Source organism: Streptomyces sp. NPDC006798 (genome assembly GCF_040635975.1).
Taxonomy (GTDB): domain Bacteria; phylum Actinomycetota; class Actinomycetes; order Streptomycetales; family Streptomycetaceae; genus Streptomyces.
The window spans coordinates 76,809-89,072 of the sequence record NZ_JBEYIS010000001.1 but is presented as its reverse complement, the minus strand read 5'-3'; the positions used below and the strand labels follow the sequence as shown (position 1 = coordinate 89,072).

General features: G+C 72.5%; 18 protein-coding genes and 2 pseudogenes. 18 read left to right on the top strand and 2 right to left on the bottom strand.

Annotated elements, in window-relative coordinates; translation table 11 throughout:
- Positions 1–3 precede the first annotated feature (3 nt).
- Positions 4–423, bottom strand: a complete 420-nt coding sequence (locus tag ABZ714_RS00430) for a response regulator (protein ID WP_358822867.1) — start codon at positions 421–423, stop codon at positions 4–6.
- A gap of 317 nt (positions 424–740) precedes the next feature.
- Between ABZ714_RS00430 and ABZ714_RS00425 the strand changes: the two genes are divergently transcribed.
- The 16 genes and pseudogenes from ABZ714_RS00425 (at position 741) to ABZ714_RS00350 (ending at position 11,014) form a co-directional block, all read left to right on the top strand.
- The gene (locus ABZ714_RS00425; RefSeq protein WP_358822995.1) at positions 741–2,471 is read left to right on the top strand and encodes a TraM recognition domain-containing protein; all 1,731 of its coding nucleotides are present in this window, start codon (positions 741–743) and stop codon (positions 2,469–2,471) included.
- An 82-nt stretch (positions 2,472–2,553) separates the two neighbouring features.
- Positions 2,554–2,757: a hypothetical protein gene (locus ABZ714_RS00420; protein ID WP_358822866.1), complete on the top strand. Its 204-nt coding sequence runs from the start codon at positions 2,554–2,556 to the stop codon at positions 2,755–2,757.
- Entirely contained in the window at positions 2,754–3,989 is a 1,236-nt protein-coding gene (locus ABZ714_RS00415) for a DnaB-like helicase N-terminal domain-containing protein (RefSeq protein ID WP_358822865.1), read from the top strand. Before ABZ714_RS00420 ends, ABZ714_RS00415 begins: the two co-directional genes overlap by 4 nt.
- Positions 3,919–4,524 (top strand): hypothetical protein, encoded by a 606-nt coding sequence (locus tag ABZ714_RS00410; RefSeq protein WP_358822864.1) that lies wholly within the window; start codon positions 3,919–3,921, stop codon positions 4,522–4,524. Before ABZ714_RS00415 ends, ABZ714_RS00410 begins: the two co-directional genes overlap by 71 nt.
- Positions 4,514–4,702 (top strand): annotated as a pseudogene (locus ABZ714_RS00405) (DNA methyltransferase); the annotation flags it as partial. The gene ABZ714_RS00410 and the pseudogene ABZ714_RS00405, both read left to right, overlap by 11 nt.
- Positions 4,703–4,793: 91 nt before the next feature.
- Positions 4,794–5,048 (top strand): annotated as a pseudogene (locus ABZ714_RS00400) (C-5 cytosine-specific DNA methylase); the annotation flags it as partial.
- 61 nt (positions 5,049–5,109) lie between these two features.
- Positions 5,110–5,532, top strand: a complete 423-nt coding sequence (locus ABZ714_RS00395) for a hypothetical protein (protein ID WP_358822863.1) — start codon at positions 5,110–5,112, stop codon at positions 5,530–5,532.
- Between the two features lie 11 nt (positions 5,533–5,543).
- Positions 5,544–5,711, top strand: a complete 168-nt coding sequence (locus ABZ714_RS00390; protein WP_003953678.1) for a hypothetical protein — start codon at positions 5,544–5,546, stop codon at positions 5,709–5,711.
- A 100-nt stretch (positions 5,712–5,811) separates the two neighbouring features.
- Positions 5,812–6,390, top strand: a complete 579-nt coding sequence (locus ABZ714_RS00385; protein WP_358822862.1) for a DUF4913 domain-containing protein — start codon at positions 5,812–5,814, stop codon at positions 6,388–6,390.
- Positions 6,391–6,392: 2 nt separating this feature from the next.
- Positions 6,393–7,220 (top strand): hypothetical protein, encoded by an 828-nt coding sequence (locus ABZ714_RS00380; protein ID WP_358822861.1) that lies wholly within the window; start codon positions 6,393–6,395, stop codon positions 7,218–7,220.
- The gene (locus ABZ714_RS00375; RefSeq protein WP_358822860.1) at positions 7,217–7,684 is read left to right on the top strand and encodes a hypothetical protein; all 468 of its coding nucleotides are present in this window, start codon (positions 7,217–7,219) and stop codon (positions 7,682–7,684) included. Before ABZ714_RS00380 ends, ABZ714_RS00375 begins: the two co-directional genes overlap by 4 nt.
- A 30-nt stretch (positions 7,685–7,714) precedes the next feature.
- A complete protein-coding gene (locus ABZ714_RS00370) occupies positions 7,715–8,209 on the top strand; it encodes a hypothetical protein (protein WP_358822859.1) in 495 nt (164 codons plus the stop codon).
- Between the two features lie 15 nt (positions 8,210–8,224).
- Entirely contained in the window at positions 8,225–9,019 is a 795-nt protein-coding gene (locus ABZ714_RS00365) for a MarR family transcriptional regulator (RefSeq protein WP_358822858.1), read from the top strand.
- Between the two features lie 33 nt (positions 9,020–9,052).
- Entirely contained in the window at positions 9,053–9,907 is an 855-nt protein-coding gene (locus tag ABZ714_RS00360; protein WP_358822857.1) for a DUF317 domain-containing protein, read from the top strand.
- A gap of 54 nt (positions 9,908–9,961) precedes the next feature.
- Positions 9,962–10,462 (top strand): hypothetical protein, encoded by a 501-nt coding sequence (locus ABZ714_RS00355; protein ID WP_358822856.1) that lies wholly within the window; start codon positions 9,962–9,964, stop codon positions 10,460–10,462.
- A gap of 36 nt (positions 10,463–10,498) precedes the next feature.
- Positions 10,499–11,014 (top strand): hypothetical protein, encoded by a 516-nt coding sequence (locus tag ABZ714_RS00350; protein ID WP_358822855.1) that lies wholly within the window; start codon positions 10,499–10,501, stop codon positions 11,012–11,014.
- On the opposite strand, the gene ABZ714_RS00345 is transcribed toward ABZ714_RS00350, so the two are convergent.
- The gene (locus ABZ714_RS00345; protein ID WP_358822854.1) at positions 11,011–11,169 is read right to left on the bottom strand and encodes a hypothetical protein; all 159 of its coding nucleotides are present in this window, start codon (positions 11,167–11,169) and stop codon (positions 11,011–11,013) included. The two genes, ABZ714_RS00350 and ABZ714_RS00345, sit on opposite strands and share 4 nt — an antisense overlap.
- A 213-nt stretch (positions 11,170–11,382) precedes the next feature.
- Here ABZ714_RS00345 and ABZ714_RS00340 point away from each other — a divergent pair, with 213 nt between their 5' ends.
- Positions 11,383–11,760, top strand: a complete 378-nt coding sequence (locus ABZ714_RS00340; RefSeq protein WP_358822853.1) for a DUF317 domain-containing protein — start codon at positions 11,383–11,385, stop codon at positions 11,758–11,760.
- 30 nt (positions 11,761–11,790) lie between these two features.
- Positions 11,791–12,009 (top strand): hypothetical protein, encoded by a 219-nt coding sequence (locus tag ABZ714_RS00335; RefSeq protein ID WP_358822852.1) that lies wholly within the window; start codon positions 11,791–11,793, stop codon positions 12,007–12,009.
- Positions 12,010–12,264: the final 255 nt, after the last annotated feature.

Sequence of the window (12,264 nt, the reverse complement as noted above, 5' to 3'; positions counted from 1 at the left end):
GGTTCAGCGCAATGTGGAGGCGATGCGCTCCATGATCTTCCTGTGGTCCAGCGGCTTGACGATGTAGTTCTTCGCTCCGGCGATCAGAGCCTTCTTCACCGCCTCCTGGCTGCCGATGGCGGCGGCCATCACCACCCGGGCCTTGGGGTCGAACTTGATGATGTGCTCCAGCGCGGTGAGGCCGTCCATCTTCGGCAGCGTGATGTCCATCGTGACCAGGTCGATGTTCGGGAAAAGCTCCTTGTACTTGCTGACGGCGTCTTCCCCGTCGACCGCCGTCGCGGCGACTTCGAAGCCTTCGGAGCCGAGGATCTGAGCCATCTGCTTGACGACGAAGAGCGAGTCGTCCACGACCAGGACACGGTACGGCGTGCCATCAGGCTTGTGCCCCACAGGCACCCGGCTGTTCATGATCTCCGACATCAGCAGTCTCCTCATCCCCCCGGGCTTCAGCGGCCCAGCCACTTGTTCATGATCATCAACGCCATGAGCAGGTGAAGGCTAGTCAGTCCCGGCAGGTTCCGTCGACCCGCCGACGCCTCCGGCTGCACTCCTTCCGCCCTTCCTCTCTGCCAACTTCCCCCCTCCACCGCCTTGCAGGAGTCCGTCGTGTTCGTGATCGCCAGAGCCCCGAGCCGCCCCCGCCCCGTCCTCCTCTCCACTTCGCTGTCCGGGACTGCTCTGTGTCTTCTTCTCGTCCGCCCTCGTCCGCCACCGGTACGGACTTCCTCCTTTATCTGATGCTCGGCGCCGCCGCGCTCGGCATGGGCGCCGGGTCGCTCGGCTGGCTGTTCGGGAACCTCGCCAACCTCGCTATCGGCTCCGGCGTCTGGGTGTCCTACGACCCCACCGCAGCCCTGACCCGTCCCGGGGATGTGTGGCCCGGTCTGCCGCAGGCCGTACTGGTCACCACGACCTGGGTGCTGCCCGGCCTCGCCCTGACCACCGCCACCGTGGTGGGGGCGCGGCTGTGGCTGCGGTGGCGCGGAGGCAAGGACGGCCTGGCCCGTGCCCGGGATCTCGCGTCGCTGTTGCCGAAGGAGAGCGCGGCGAAGGCGATCGGGCTCCGGCCGAGTCTGAAAGGCACGGCGCCGAAGGATGTGCCGCCGGACGACCGCGGGGTGCTGCTCGGCACGCTGAAGCCAGGTCGTCACGAGGTGCGTTCCTCGTGGGAGGACGTGCTGCTGGCAATCATGGCCCCACGTTCCGGGAAGACGTCCGGGCTGGCGATCCCGGCGATCCTGCGGGCCCCGGGCCCGGTGCTGCTGACGTCGAACAAGGCCGCGAACGACGCCTTCACCGCCACCGCCACCGCCCGCGCCGAGGTGGGAACGGTGTGGACGCTGGACCCCCAGCAGATCGCCCACGCTCCGAGGACGATGTGGTGGGACGTCCTCGCCGACGCCCACGATCTCGCCGGGGCACGGCGACTGGCCGGGCACTTCGTCACCGCCTCCGTCGACGAGTCGTCCGCAGGGGACTTTTGGTCGACGGCCGCCGCGAACACGCTGACCGCGCTGTTCCTGGCGGCGGCGAGCGACGGCCGTCCGATCACCGATGTGCTGGCCTGGCTCGCGTCGCCCGCGGACCGCACCCCGGTCGATCTGCTGCACGACGCGGGGCTGGACGCGGTCGCCGCGCAGCTCCAGGGCACCGTGGCCGGTGCCGTCGAGACCCGTGACGGCATCTATGAAACGGCCCGCCAGTACGCGAGCTGTCTCCTCGATCCGGAGATCGCGGCCTGGGTCACCCCGCCCCGCCGTACGGAGAAGATCGCCCAGTTCCGCCCCGAGGCGTTCGCCACCAGCAAGGACACGCTGTTCCTGCTGTCCAAGGACGGCGGCGGCTCCGCCTCCGCGATCATCGCCGCCGCAGCGGACGCGGTGATGCGCGCGGCGGTCATCCAGGCCGAGCGCGACGGCGGCCGGCTTAACGACCCGCTGCTGGCGATCCTCGACGAGGCCGCCAACGTCTGCAAGATCCAAGATCTTCCGGACCTCTACTCCCATTTGGGGTCCCGGGGCGTGATCGTCGTGACGATCCTCCAGTCGTACCGGCAGGGCGTACGAGTGTGGGGCGAGAGCGGGATGGACGCGCTCTGGTCCGCGGCGACGATCAAGCTGATCGGCTCCGGAATCGACGACGCCGACTTCGCCGACAAACTCTCCCGCCTCGTCGGCGACCACGACGTCCGCACGATGTCGGTCTCCACGAGTGAGTCGGGCAAGTCGACGTCGGTGTCGATGCGGCAGGAGCGGGTGCTGCCCGCCGACGCGATCCGCGCGCTCCCGAAGGGCTCGGCCTTGCTGCTGGCGACCGGCATCCGGCCCGCGCTCCTCGACCTGAAGCCCTGGTACAAGGAGCCGGACGCCACCCGCCACGGTGCCGCGTCCGCGGCGGCGACCGCCGCGATCACCGAGCGCGCGCTCGCCAAGACCCTCGGCCGCGACGAGATCTGGCCCGCCGCATGACCGCCACGTACGCCTCCCGCCGGCGCAGACGGACTCCCCGCGCCCGCCTCCCCGTTCCGCCTCGCACTTCCCGGAGTCCTCTGTGCCCTCCCCACCCTCTCTTTCCCAACTGCTTGGTGATGCGCCGGTCGTCCGCCGCAGCGGCGAGTGGTGGCTCACCACCGCCACCCTCTCAATCCGGCTCGACGACCCCGCGTTCACGGCCGGCCTGGACCGGTTCGCCGCCGACTTCGCCGACGCCCAGCAAGCCGTCGCCTCCCTCCGCTCCCGCCAGGGGCTGGCGTGAACCCCCTCGCCCACGCCGAACAGGCCGTGATCGGCGCCATCTTCCTCGACCCCGGCCAGCTCGACCGGCTCACGCCGTGGCTCCGGCCCGAGCACTTCTACCGGCCCGCCCACCAGGCCCTCTACGCCTCCACGCTGGCCCTGCGCGAGCGCGCCCACCCCGGGAGCACGGCGGTGGTGGGGGCGGTGCCGGTGTCCTGGGTCGCGGACGCGGTCACCGAGGCCGGCACCCGCACCCGGGGCGTCACCGCCTCATACGCGCACCAGCTCGTCACCGCCTGCCCGAACCCCGGGAACGCAGCGGTGTACGGGCGGATGGTGCTGGAGGGCGCCATCCACCGCACCGTCGCCGAGCACGCCGTCCGCCTCCACCAGGCCGCCCGCGCCGACACCGTCCGCGGCAGCGCCGAGGAAACCCTCGTACGCGCCGACGCCCTCGCCGGGACGCTGGCCGATCTCGCCCGCCGCTGGGGCACCGACGCCCGACCCGTCCCACCACCGGCCAGCCCCCAACCGGCACCCCGGACCACCGTGGTGACGGACGGGGATCTCCACGCGGATGAGGAGTTCCTCCTCGCCTGCCTGGCGGCCCGCCCGGACCAGTTCGGCACGGTGGTCGGCTGGCTGCGACCGGAGGACTTCGCCGACCCGGGGCACCAGCACCTCTACCGGGCGCTCGGGGCCCTGAACCACCGGGGCGAGCCGGTCGATCAGCTCACGGTGCTGTGGGAGGTCCAGCGGCGCGGTGCCCTCAACGGCCACATCCTCGACACCGAGCGGGTCGTGCACCTGCTCGACCCTCTGGCGGTCGCCGGGGCGGCCGACTTCTTCGGCGAGCGGGTCGTCGGGGCGGCCCTGGTGCGTACGGCGGCCGAGTCCGCCCAGCAGGTCCGGGCGCTGGCCGAGGACGCCGCTGTTCCCGCCGGGCGGCTGATCGGTCACGCCCTGCACGCCCTCGGCCCGCTGGACGAGGTCCGCCGCCGTTGGCACACCGCCCGCACCGGACCCGCGCCCGAGGAGAAGTCGTACACCCGAAATGGGCGTCGCCGGAACGGGCAGAGGCCGCCCGCGCTCGCAGCCGACCCCGCCGTGCCGCCCCGCCGCCCCCGGCCGCCGCTGCCCTACCCCCTGTTCCTTCCCGTACGTCCCGACGGAGCCCCGCATGAACGAGCACACCGGCCGCGCCACGATGGAGAAGGAGGAGCTGTACGCCGTGGCTGCCGAGGTCGATGAACTCCGCGAGGAGATCACCGTGCCCTCCTCTCCGGCCGAGCTGCCCGGTCTCGTAACCGCCTCCCGCCGCCTCACCGAGCTGACCGGCCTGGTCACCACCCTGGCCGACGAGGTCCAGTCCCGCGCCGACGACGATACGGCCGGGCTCGACCTCGGGCCCGTCATCCACGCCTACACCGCCGCCTCCGTCCACGCGGGCCAGGCACTGGCGAACTACACCGAGGCGTACCACCAGCTCGGTACCCTCCGCCGCCATGCCCTGGCTCCGGACAGCGGGGACCTGAGCGACACCCGGGAAGCCGCGTTCCGGATGGCGCAGTGGCGGCTGGAGCTGACCCGGGACGGTCTCGGCGCGGTCAGCCGGAGCCTGCGGGAGTCCTCCGACCGGATCGACAGCACACCGCCCCGGATCCTCGCCGCGCTCAGCCGCTCGGCCCGTCCGGCGAACTCGATCTACCGCCCGCCCGCGTTCGACCTCGCCAAAGCTCCGGTGTCCCGGCTCGCCTACACCCCGGAGCCGCGCCGTGGCCGCTGAACCGCCCGCGCCGGGCGGGCGGCTGATCGGGAGCCTGTGCTCCGGGTACGGCGGCCTCGACCTCGGGGTCCAGTCGGTCCTGGGCGGGCGGATGGCCTGGCACGCCGACACCGCCCCCGGGGCGTCGAGGATTCTGGCCCGGCACTGGCCCGGGGTGCCGAACCTGGGCGACATCTCGGTGGTGAGCTGGGCGGATGTCCAGGGGGTGTGTTTCCTGACGGCGGGTTTCCCCTGTCAAAGACGTCTCGGTCGCCGGTCGCCGGGCCGGGCTGTCCGCGGGCACCCGGTCCGGTCTGTGGCACCACGTCGCCCGCGCTATCGCCGTCCTCCGACCCTGTCTGGTGGTGATCGAGAATGTCCGGGGGCTCCTCACCTCCCCCGCCGCCCCCTCCTCTGGCGAGCTGGAACCCTGCCCGTGGTGTCTGGGAGACCACGCAGGTCAGCCTGCTGTGCGGGCACTCGGTGCCGTACTCGGATCCCTGGCCGACATCGGGTTCGATGCGCGCTGGCGCGTGCTTCGCGCCTCCGACGTCGGCGGGCCACATCGGCGTGAGCGGGTCTTCCTCACTGCCTGGCCCCGCTCTGTTGAAGACGCCGACGAGCAACATCGGCACGAACGGGGGCAGCCAGCATCCGGCGAAGAGGAAGGCAGGCGGGCACGGTCCGAACCTCGCGGACGAGGTGGAGTGGCTGCTGCCGACCCCGAAGGCGTCGGACGGGATCAAGGGGTCGCCCAATCAGCGTCATGGCAACGGCGATTTGACGCTGCCGTCGGCGGCGGCGCGGCTGCTGCCGACTCCGCGGGCCACGGACACGGGCACCCCGGGGCGCCGTGCGGGCAAGGGGTTCCGGCCCCCGCTGTCGGCGGTGGTCCTGCCGCTGTTCACCACGGAACCGGCGACGGGGGCGACCCCGTCGGAGCGTGGGGGCCCTACGCCGCAGCCGTCGCCCGGTGGGAGAACGTCACCCGCCCGGCGCCGGAGCCGACCGATGGCGCGGGCCGTCTGAGCCCGCGGTTCGTGGAGTGGATGCAGGGCCTGCCGCCCGGCTGGGTCACCGACACCCCCGGCCTGGGACGCCCAGCCCAGCTCACCGCCCTCGGCAACGGCGTCGTCCCCCAGCAGGCCGCCCGCGCGGTCGAACTGCTCGCCCCGCCCCTGGGCCACTGCCCGCACCGGGCGGGGTGAGCACCCCTCTACCCCGGATCTCCCGGCCGGGCCAAACCGGGGTTCGTCCGGACCATCTGCAGCCCAACACCCGTCCGATCCGCGGAAACGAGGGCTGTCCATGTCTGTATCCCCTGATGAGCCGGTGCGCGTCGCGGACCATGATCTCGGCGATCTGGTCTCCACCGTGCACCGGCTGATGGCCGAGACCCAGCGGCACGGTGAGACCATCGCCCGCCTCGCAGAAGGTCCCGGCGACGAAGTCGACGCCGAGAGTCCTGGCATCTCCGGGTCCGCCGCCGGGGACGGCGCCCCAGCCGAGCCGGAGGGCCCGTCGTCGATCTTCATTCTGGCGCTGGCCGGGCAGGCGTACGAGGACGAACTCGCCGCGCTCGGCACGTGGGTGGAGCGGCTGCTGGTGCCGGTCTACGGCCGGGAGATCACCACCGGCCGACCGTGGTGCTTCCAGTGGCGGGAGCATCCCGAGGCCATCGCCCGGCTTCACGGGCTGTGGCTGGCGTGGCAGCAGCTCACCGACATCGAGGCCGGTCCGGTCGGTCCGGCGACCTGGCACCGCGACCACCTCGATACGACGTTGCTCCAGCTCCGTGCCCCGGACGGCCCGTTCGGCGCGTGCACCACCAGCGCGGCCCGGCCGAGTCACCGGCTGCTGCCCGCGCCCGGTGCCGAGGGGGCTTGATCATGACCGAGCAGTTCTCCTCCTGGCTGGATGACCGGCCCGATCTCTTCGCCTCCCCGGATTACCGGCTCGACGGCTTCACCGCCGCCACCGAGGAGATCGAGGACTACTTCCACCGCGCGACGCTCGACGACAGCTCATTCGTGCTTCTGGCCGCCCACCACAGCGCCGACAGCCGCGACAGCTACCTCCTGTTCCACGACCCGACGTACATCTATGACGTCCCCGGCACCGCCTCCTACGTCGCCATGCACCTCACCCGGGACACCGAGCAGCACACCTACCGGTTTGCCGAGCAGAAGCACCCGCTCGTGCCGCTGGCGCAGCGGTGGCTGGTCCAGCGGGGGTGCCCGCCTACGGAGGTCGAGCTGTCGGGTGCGGGCGGGCCCCGTGCGGCGGATGCGGTGACGGTGCGGCTGGAGGAGCTGCTGCGGGCCAACACCGATGACCGGTACGAGGTTCTTGACCACCACACCGGCGAGGTGGGGGACTTCAGCGCAGGGATGGAGACCTGGGTCATGGTGCGTGACGCGCATCCCGACTCGGCGCAGTTCCCGTACCGGATCTTCCTCGAAGAGGTCGCGCCGAGCCTGACCACGTACACCGTGCGGGAGGCGGCCTTTCCTACGGCCGAGGCCGCCGACGACTGGGTCTGGGACAGGGACAGGGGCTGGCCGGCCGCCCCCGAGCCCGCCTCGGTACGGGCGGAGGCCGCCGTCGCCCGCTCTCCCCGTGCCCCGGGCCGCCTCGCCGTTCCGCCGAACCCGGTCACCGCGCCCAGCACCGGCATCTCCGCCGGGGTGGCCCGGACCGGCCGGGGGCGGTCGTGAAGTCCGCGCGGTACGCCTTCGCCGCGCACCCCGAGGCCCTGGAGGACCTGCGGAACGTCCCCGGGAACATCCGGGATCTGGCCCTGCTCGAACTCCAGCACCTCGTCCACGGCAACGAGCGCGGGGCTCGGATGCACCGGGAGCTGGCCGGCTGCCACAAGGTCTACGTCGACCCGCAGACCCGCTGGCGGATGGTGTTCCAGTTCCGCGACGCCCCGCCCTCCTCGCAGCACCGGCGGGAGATCTTCCTCGTCGCGGTCGGGGAGCGGTACGACAACACGGTCTACCGCACCGCCGCCGACCGCCTGCGCCGCGAGGCCGACGCCGGGGCACCGGACCAGCGCGCGGAGGCGGCACGCTCCCGCTCCCCCCAGATGCGAACGACCGGCACCCCGCTTGCACCCCCGGCCCCGGCCTCCGCGCCAACCCCGGCACCGGCCGCGCAGCGCCGGTGCCGGACCTGAACCCATCCCCCTCGTCTTTCTGGAGTTGTTGTGCACGGCACCCCGCCGCCCGGTCTCGGGACCCGTCTCGTCCGCGAGTCCCTCGGCGTCGACTCGGCCGCCGATCTCCTCGGCCGCCATCCCTTCCTCAGCCCGTACGGGCAGTTGACCGCGCTGATCGCGGACGCCACCTTCAAGGTCGACGACCTCGATCAGAAGGTCCACGAGCGCACCGCCTACATCGCCCGGGAGCTGGACTCCGTCCGCGGCGGGCAGAGCGCCGCCGTCCTCGGCTCCGCGAGCACCGAGATAGCGCTGCTCAGTGCCCGGCGGGACCAGAGCGCCGAGCATCTGCGGACCATGGCCGGCGCCTACAAGCGCTCCCTCGCCAACGACACCGCCGTCCCGGCCCCAGTGCACGGACTCGCCTCGCGGGCGGAGGCCGCCGTCTCCCGCACCCCCGGGAGCCCGGCCTCCGCCGTGGCCCCGGTGCCGCCGATCACCGGCCTGCCCACCACCGCCGTCCCGGCCCGCCGACCCCGCTGACCCCGGAGGAGCCCCGTGCCCACCCTTCGCGCTGCCCTCACCGGGCGGACCGAGTCCGTCGACCACGCCCTCGTCACCCTCTCGCCCCGCTGGACCACCTGGACCCTGCAGACCCTCCGTCGGCACGAGACCATGCGCCCGGCGGAGATCGGCGCGGCCATGCCGTGGAACAGCTACCCGACCACGATCCAGGTCCTCAACCGCATGTACGCCCAAGGGCTCGTGGACCGCCACGGCCACGGGACCTACGGGGTCACGGCGGTCGGGCGCGCGGCCGAGCCGGTCCACCGTGCCCTCGCCGACTGGCACCGGGCCCACTTCACTCCGGCCACTGCGGACGCGGAACGGGCCGAGGAGACCCTCGCCCGGCTGCGGCCCGTCGGAACGACCGCCACGCTCGGCGCGCTGGACCGGCACGGACCGCTCCGGTACCCCGAGGTCGTCGAGACGACCGGGCTGCAGCCCAGTTCGGCCCACCAGCGCCTCGCACGCATGGAGCGGGACGGTCTCATCGTCCGGGACTCCCCACGGAAGGGCGCCCGGTACGAGCTGAGCCCGGCGGCCGAGCAGCTCGGCGACGCGTACGCGGCCCTGGCCTCCTGGAACCCCAGCGCCACCACGATGTCGGCGGCTCCGACACTGCCGGTCCTCGTCCGCCCGCAGACCATCAGCAACGAATGGGCGGCGGTCGCCGTCCAGCGCGCGCCTGCCGCAGCGGCGGTCCCGGGGTTGTTCTCGCATCCGCCCGCGGCTCAGCCGCTGGTGCCCGCCGCCGTCACCGCGGTCTCCCGCCCGCACCTCACCCGCTGACCACCCGAACCGCGAGGAACGGAGCCATCCGCCATGCCCGCTGCTGAAGAGATCGACGGGGACGTCTTCGTCTCCCCGGTGTACCTCGCCGGCTCCACCTTCACCGGGGACCCGGCCCTGGTGCCCCTGCTGGAGGCGGGGTTCAACCGCCTGGACGACGACCTCGGCAACATCTACCTGTCCTCGCAGGACCAGCGGATCAAGGTGGGGTGGCTGCCGGAGGGCGAGGATGACGCGCTGTGGCGGATCACCGGCCACCAGCAGCCGTTCGCCCCGCCCCGGTGGCTGGCCACCTTCGACCACTCCACCCCCGTCGAGGTCGTCGCCGCGTTCACCACCGCCCTCGCCGGGGACCACGCCCGAGGAGCTGGCACAGCCGTCCAGAACCACACGCTCGCCTCGAAGGTCGCGGCCTTCCGCCCACTGCTCGATGCGGGGTGGCGTACGAACGACGGGCCTTACCTGAGCACAAGCCAGCCGCCCGACCGGCTCGCCCTGGTCAGCTACGTCCACGGTCGGCTGGACCACCAGGACGAGATCAACGATCTCCGGTCCCGGTGGACGATGGGCGGCGGCGCAGCCGGGTACTCGTCCGAGTGGCTCGGCACCTTCACCACCCACACCCCGGTCCACCTGATCGCGGCCACCACCGCCCGGCTCGCCGACCCCGCTCCCGTCGCCCGCTACAAGGACTACTTCCCCGCACGCAACCGGTCCGCCTCCCGCATCACTCCCGTCAAGCCGCCCGTGCCCAGCCCGCTCGATATCTCCCGTGCGGCAGCCGCCCGCTCCCGTTCCACCACCGCCCGCACGGTGATCCCCGCCCCGGCCACGGTGTGGCGGACCACGACCCCAGCCCCGGCCGCCGCCCCGGCCCGGCACCGCTGAACCGAGCCCATGGAAACTCCTCCAACCGGCGGCCCGCCGACCCCGTATCAGCCCGTGGCGTGGGCGACCGACCCCGAGCTGACCGGCCGCCTGCGCCGCGCGACCCAGACCCTCCTGGACTCCCTGCCCACCGTCATCGATGCCGGGGAACCCTTCTCCACCGCACTCCACGGCGGTGCCGAGCACGTCTGCGACGCGGCCGAACTCGACTACTCCTGGGCCCCGATGGTCGAGGCCGAAGCCGTCCGTGCCGTGACCAATGCCTTCGGCAACCCGGATCAGGCCCTGTTCGTCTCCGGCCTGTCCCGGATCGTCCAGCACATCGACGCCCTGCCCCTGGACGAGCAGCAGCGGCTCGTCCAGCGGGCGGCCGACCGCTACACCGGCGGCCCCGTCTGGCTCCTGCCCCGCAGTACTGCGGCCAGGGCCGTCTCCCCGGCCCTGGGCGCGGCACCACCTCGGCGGGAGAGCAGGCCCGATGTCGTCCCGGACCGGTCCAACGTCCTCCCGTTCAACCCCCGTACCCCGAACCCGCCGCGCACGCCCGGTCGCTGACCGGCAGCCGCCCCCACTGAAGGAGCCCCGTCCCTCATGTCCCAGCCCACGGCCCTGGCCTCCGCCGACGCCATCATCGAGGCCGCCTGGCAGCGGCCCGTCGACACCCTCCAGACTCTTCGGCGCGAAGGCCACACCACCGATCCCGCTCTGCTCACCGTGCTGCGGATACGGCAGAGCATCGTCTTCGCCGACTCCGAGATCAGCGGTAATCAGGAGCGGGTCCACCACCTCACCCGCCCAGGCCACGTCCCCGTCCTCCACGAACTGGACGCCATCACCTCCGCCGCCACCCAGCTCCATATCGCCCACGCCGAGGCCAACGCCCGCGTCCGCGCCCTCTGCGCCGTGATCGACGCCCACCCCGAAGGCCATCTCACGGAAGCCTTGACACGCGAACTGGCCCGTACCGGTGAGCCGCGCGCCGACGCCGCCCGCGCCCGCACCACCACCGGCTTCAACACCGCCCCCGCAGCCCCGGCGGTCACGGTGGACCAAGGACCGGTACGGCACAGCGACCCGGCGGCCGTCCCCCGGGCCGGACGGCGCTAGGACTCCCTGGGCTTGCCCTCTGACCGTACGAGATCGGCGAGTTCGTCCACGGTGAGTTCGATCCGGCGGCCGTCCGCCATCCGGGCCCGCGCCCTCGACGCCGCCTCGGCGTCGTCGGCCAGTTCCGCGTACTCCCGGGCCTCGTCCCTGTTCACGCCCATCCCCTCCTTCTTCTTCTGTTCCTTCGTCGGTGCCGCTCGTGGACAGCGTCCGCGGGCGGCCCTTTCCTTCCCTCCGCCGGCCCCTGCGGGTGGGATTCGCCCACGGCAGACGCTCACCGGCCCGAACGGACTGGAACACCGCTTCGGACCCATGTTCAAGTACGGGTGTCGGGAAAAACCGCAGGTCAACGAAGGGATACCCGTACCGTGACGCACTTTGCCCTCGCTCTCCCCCGCCCCGCCAAGCTCAGCCCCATCCTCCCCTCCGCCGTACGACAGTGGCCGCTGGGCTGCGGCTGCGCGGGCCCGGTCCTGGCCATGCTCGACGCCCAGGGCTGGACCGTGATCACCGACCCGGACGCCAACGTCCACTGCACCAGCCCGGACGGCGGCCTGTACGTCGGGTTCCTCCCCGAAGCCCCCGCCGCCCACCACGGCGACCTCTGGCACATCCGCATGCTCAACCCGGACGGCGAACCGGTCTGGCAGCAGACCTTCCCCGACGGGGTTCCCGCCCTGGCCGTCGCCGGGTTCCTCGCCGCCCTCATCGCCACCCCCACCGCCCTGTGCGGCCACTGCTCCTGACCCTCTGTCCTCTCCCCGAAGGACTGCCCTGTGCCCCACAAGATCACCGTGAACGCGTACCACCCCGACGGCACTGTCTGCCCGCCCGATCACAAGTTCACCACCGGCAACAGACCCCTCGCCGAAGACTGCACCGGCCGGACCGTGTTCGTCGCCACCTGCGCCTGCGACACCTGGACCGGGACACCCTCCTCGACCAAGGGCTATGCCGCCGAAATGGGCCGCCGCCACCGCACCGCCACCCGCTGACCCCTCTGCCCGTCTTCCACACCCGGAGGTACCGCCCTGTCCCAGCCGCTGACCGTCGCCCAGCTCGTCCACCAGCTCCAGACCCTCAACCCCGCGCTCCCCGTCTTCCTCGCCGTCAACCCCGACTGGCCCTTCGCCCACGCCATCGGCCGGGTCATCGAGGGCACGAGCATGGACGGCCCCGCCGTCTACCTCGCCGAGAACGGCCAGGACCACTACCTCCCGCCCGACATCGCCACCGAACTGAACTGGACC

Coding starts and splice junctions, on each gene's coding strand:
- ABZ714_RS00430 (WP_358822867.1), bottom strand. CDS start 423: ATGTCGGAGATCATGAACAGCCGGGTGCCTGTGGGGCACAAGCCTGAT.
- ABZ714_RS00380 (WP_358822861.1), top strand. CDS start 6,393: ATGACCGAGCAGTTCTCCTCCTGGCTGGATGACCGGCCCGATCTCTTC.
- ABZ714_RS00410 (WP_358822864.1), top strand. CDS start 3,919: ATGAACGAGCACACCGGCCGCGCCACGATGGAGAAGGAGGAGCTGTAC.
- ABZ714_RS00350 (WP_358822855.1), top strand. CDS start 10,499: ATGTCCCAGCCCACGGCCCTGGCCTCCGCCGACGCCATCATCGAGGCC.
- ABZ714_RS00360 (WP_358822857.1), top strand. CDS start 9,053: ATGCCCGCTGCTGAAGAGATCGACGGGGACGTCTTCGTCTCCCCGGTG.
- ABZ714_RS00425 (WP_358822995.1), top strand. CDS start 741: ATGCTCGGCGCCGCCGCGCTCGGCATGGGCGCCGGGTCGCTCGGCTGG.
- ABZ714_RS00385 (WP_358822862.1), top strand. CDS start 5,812: ATGTCTGTATCCCCTGATGAGCCGGTGCGCGTCGCGGACCATGATCTC.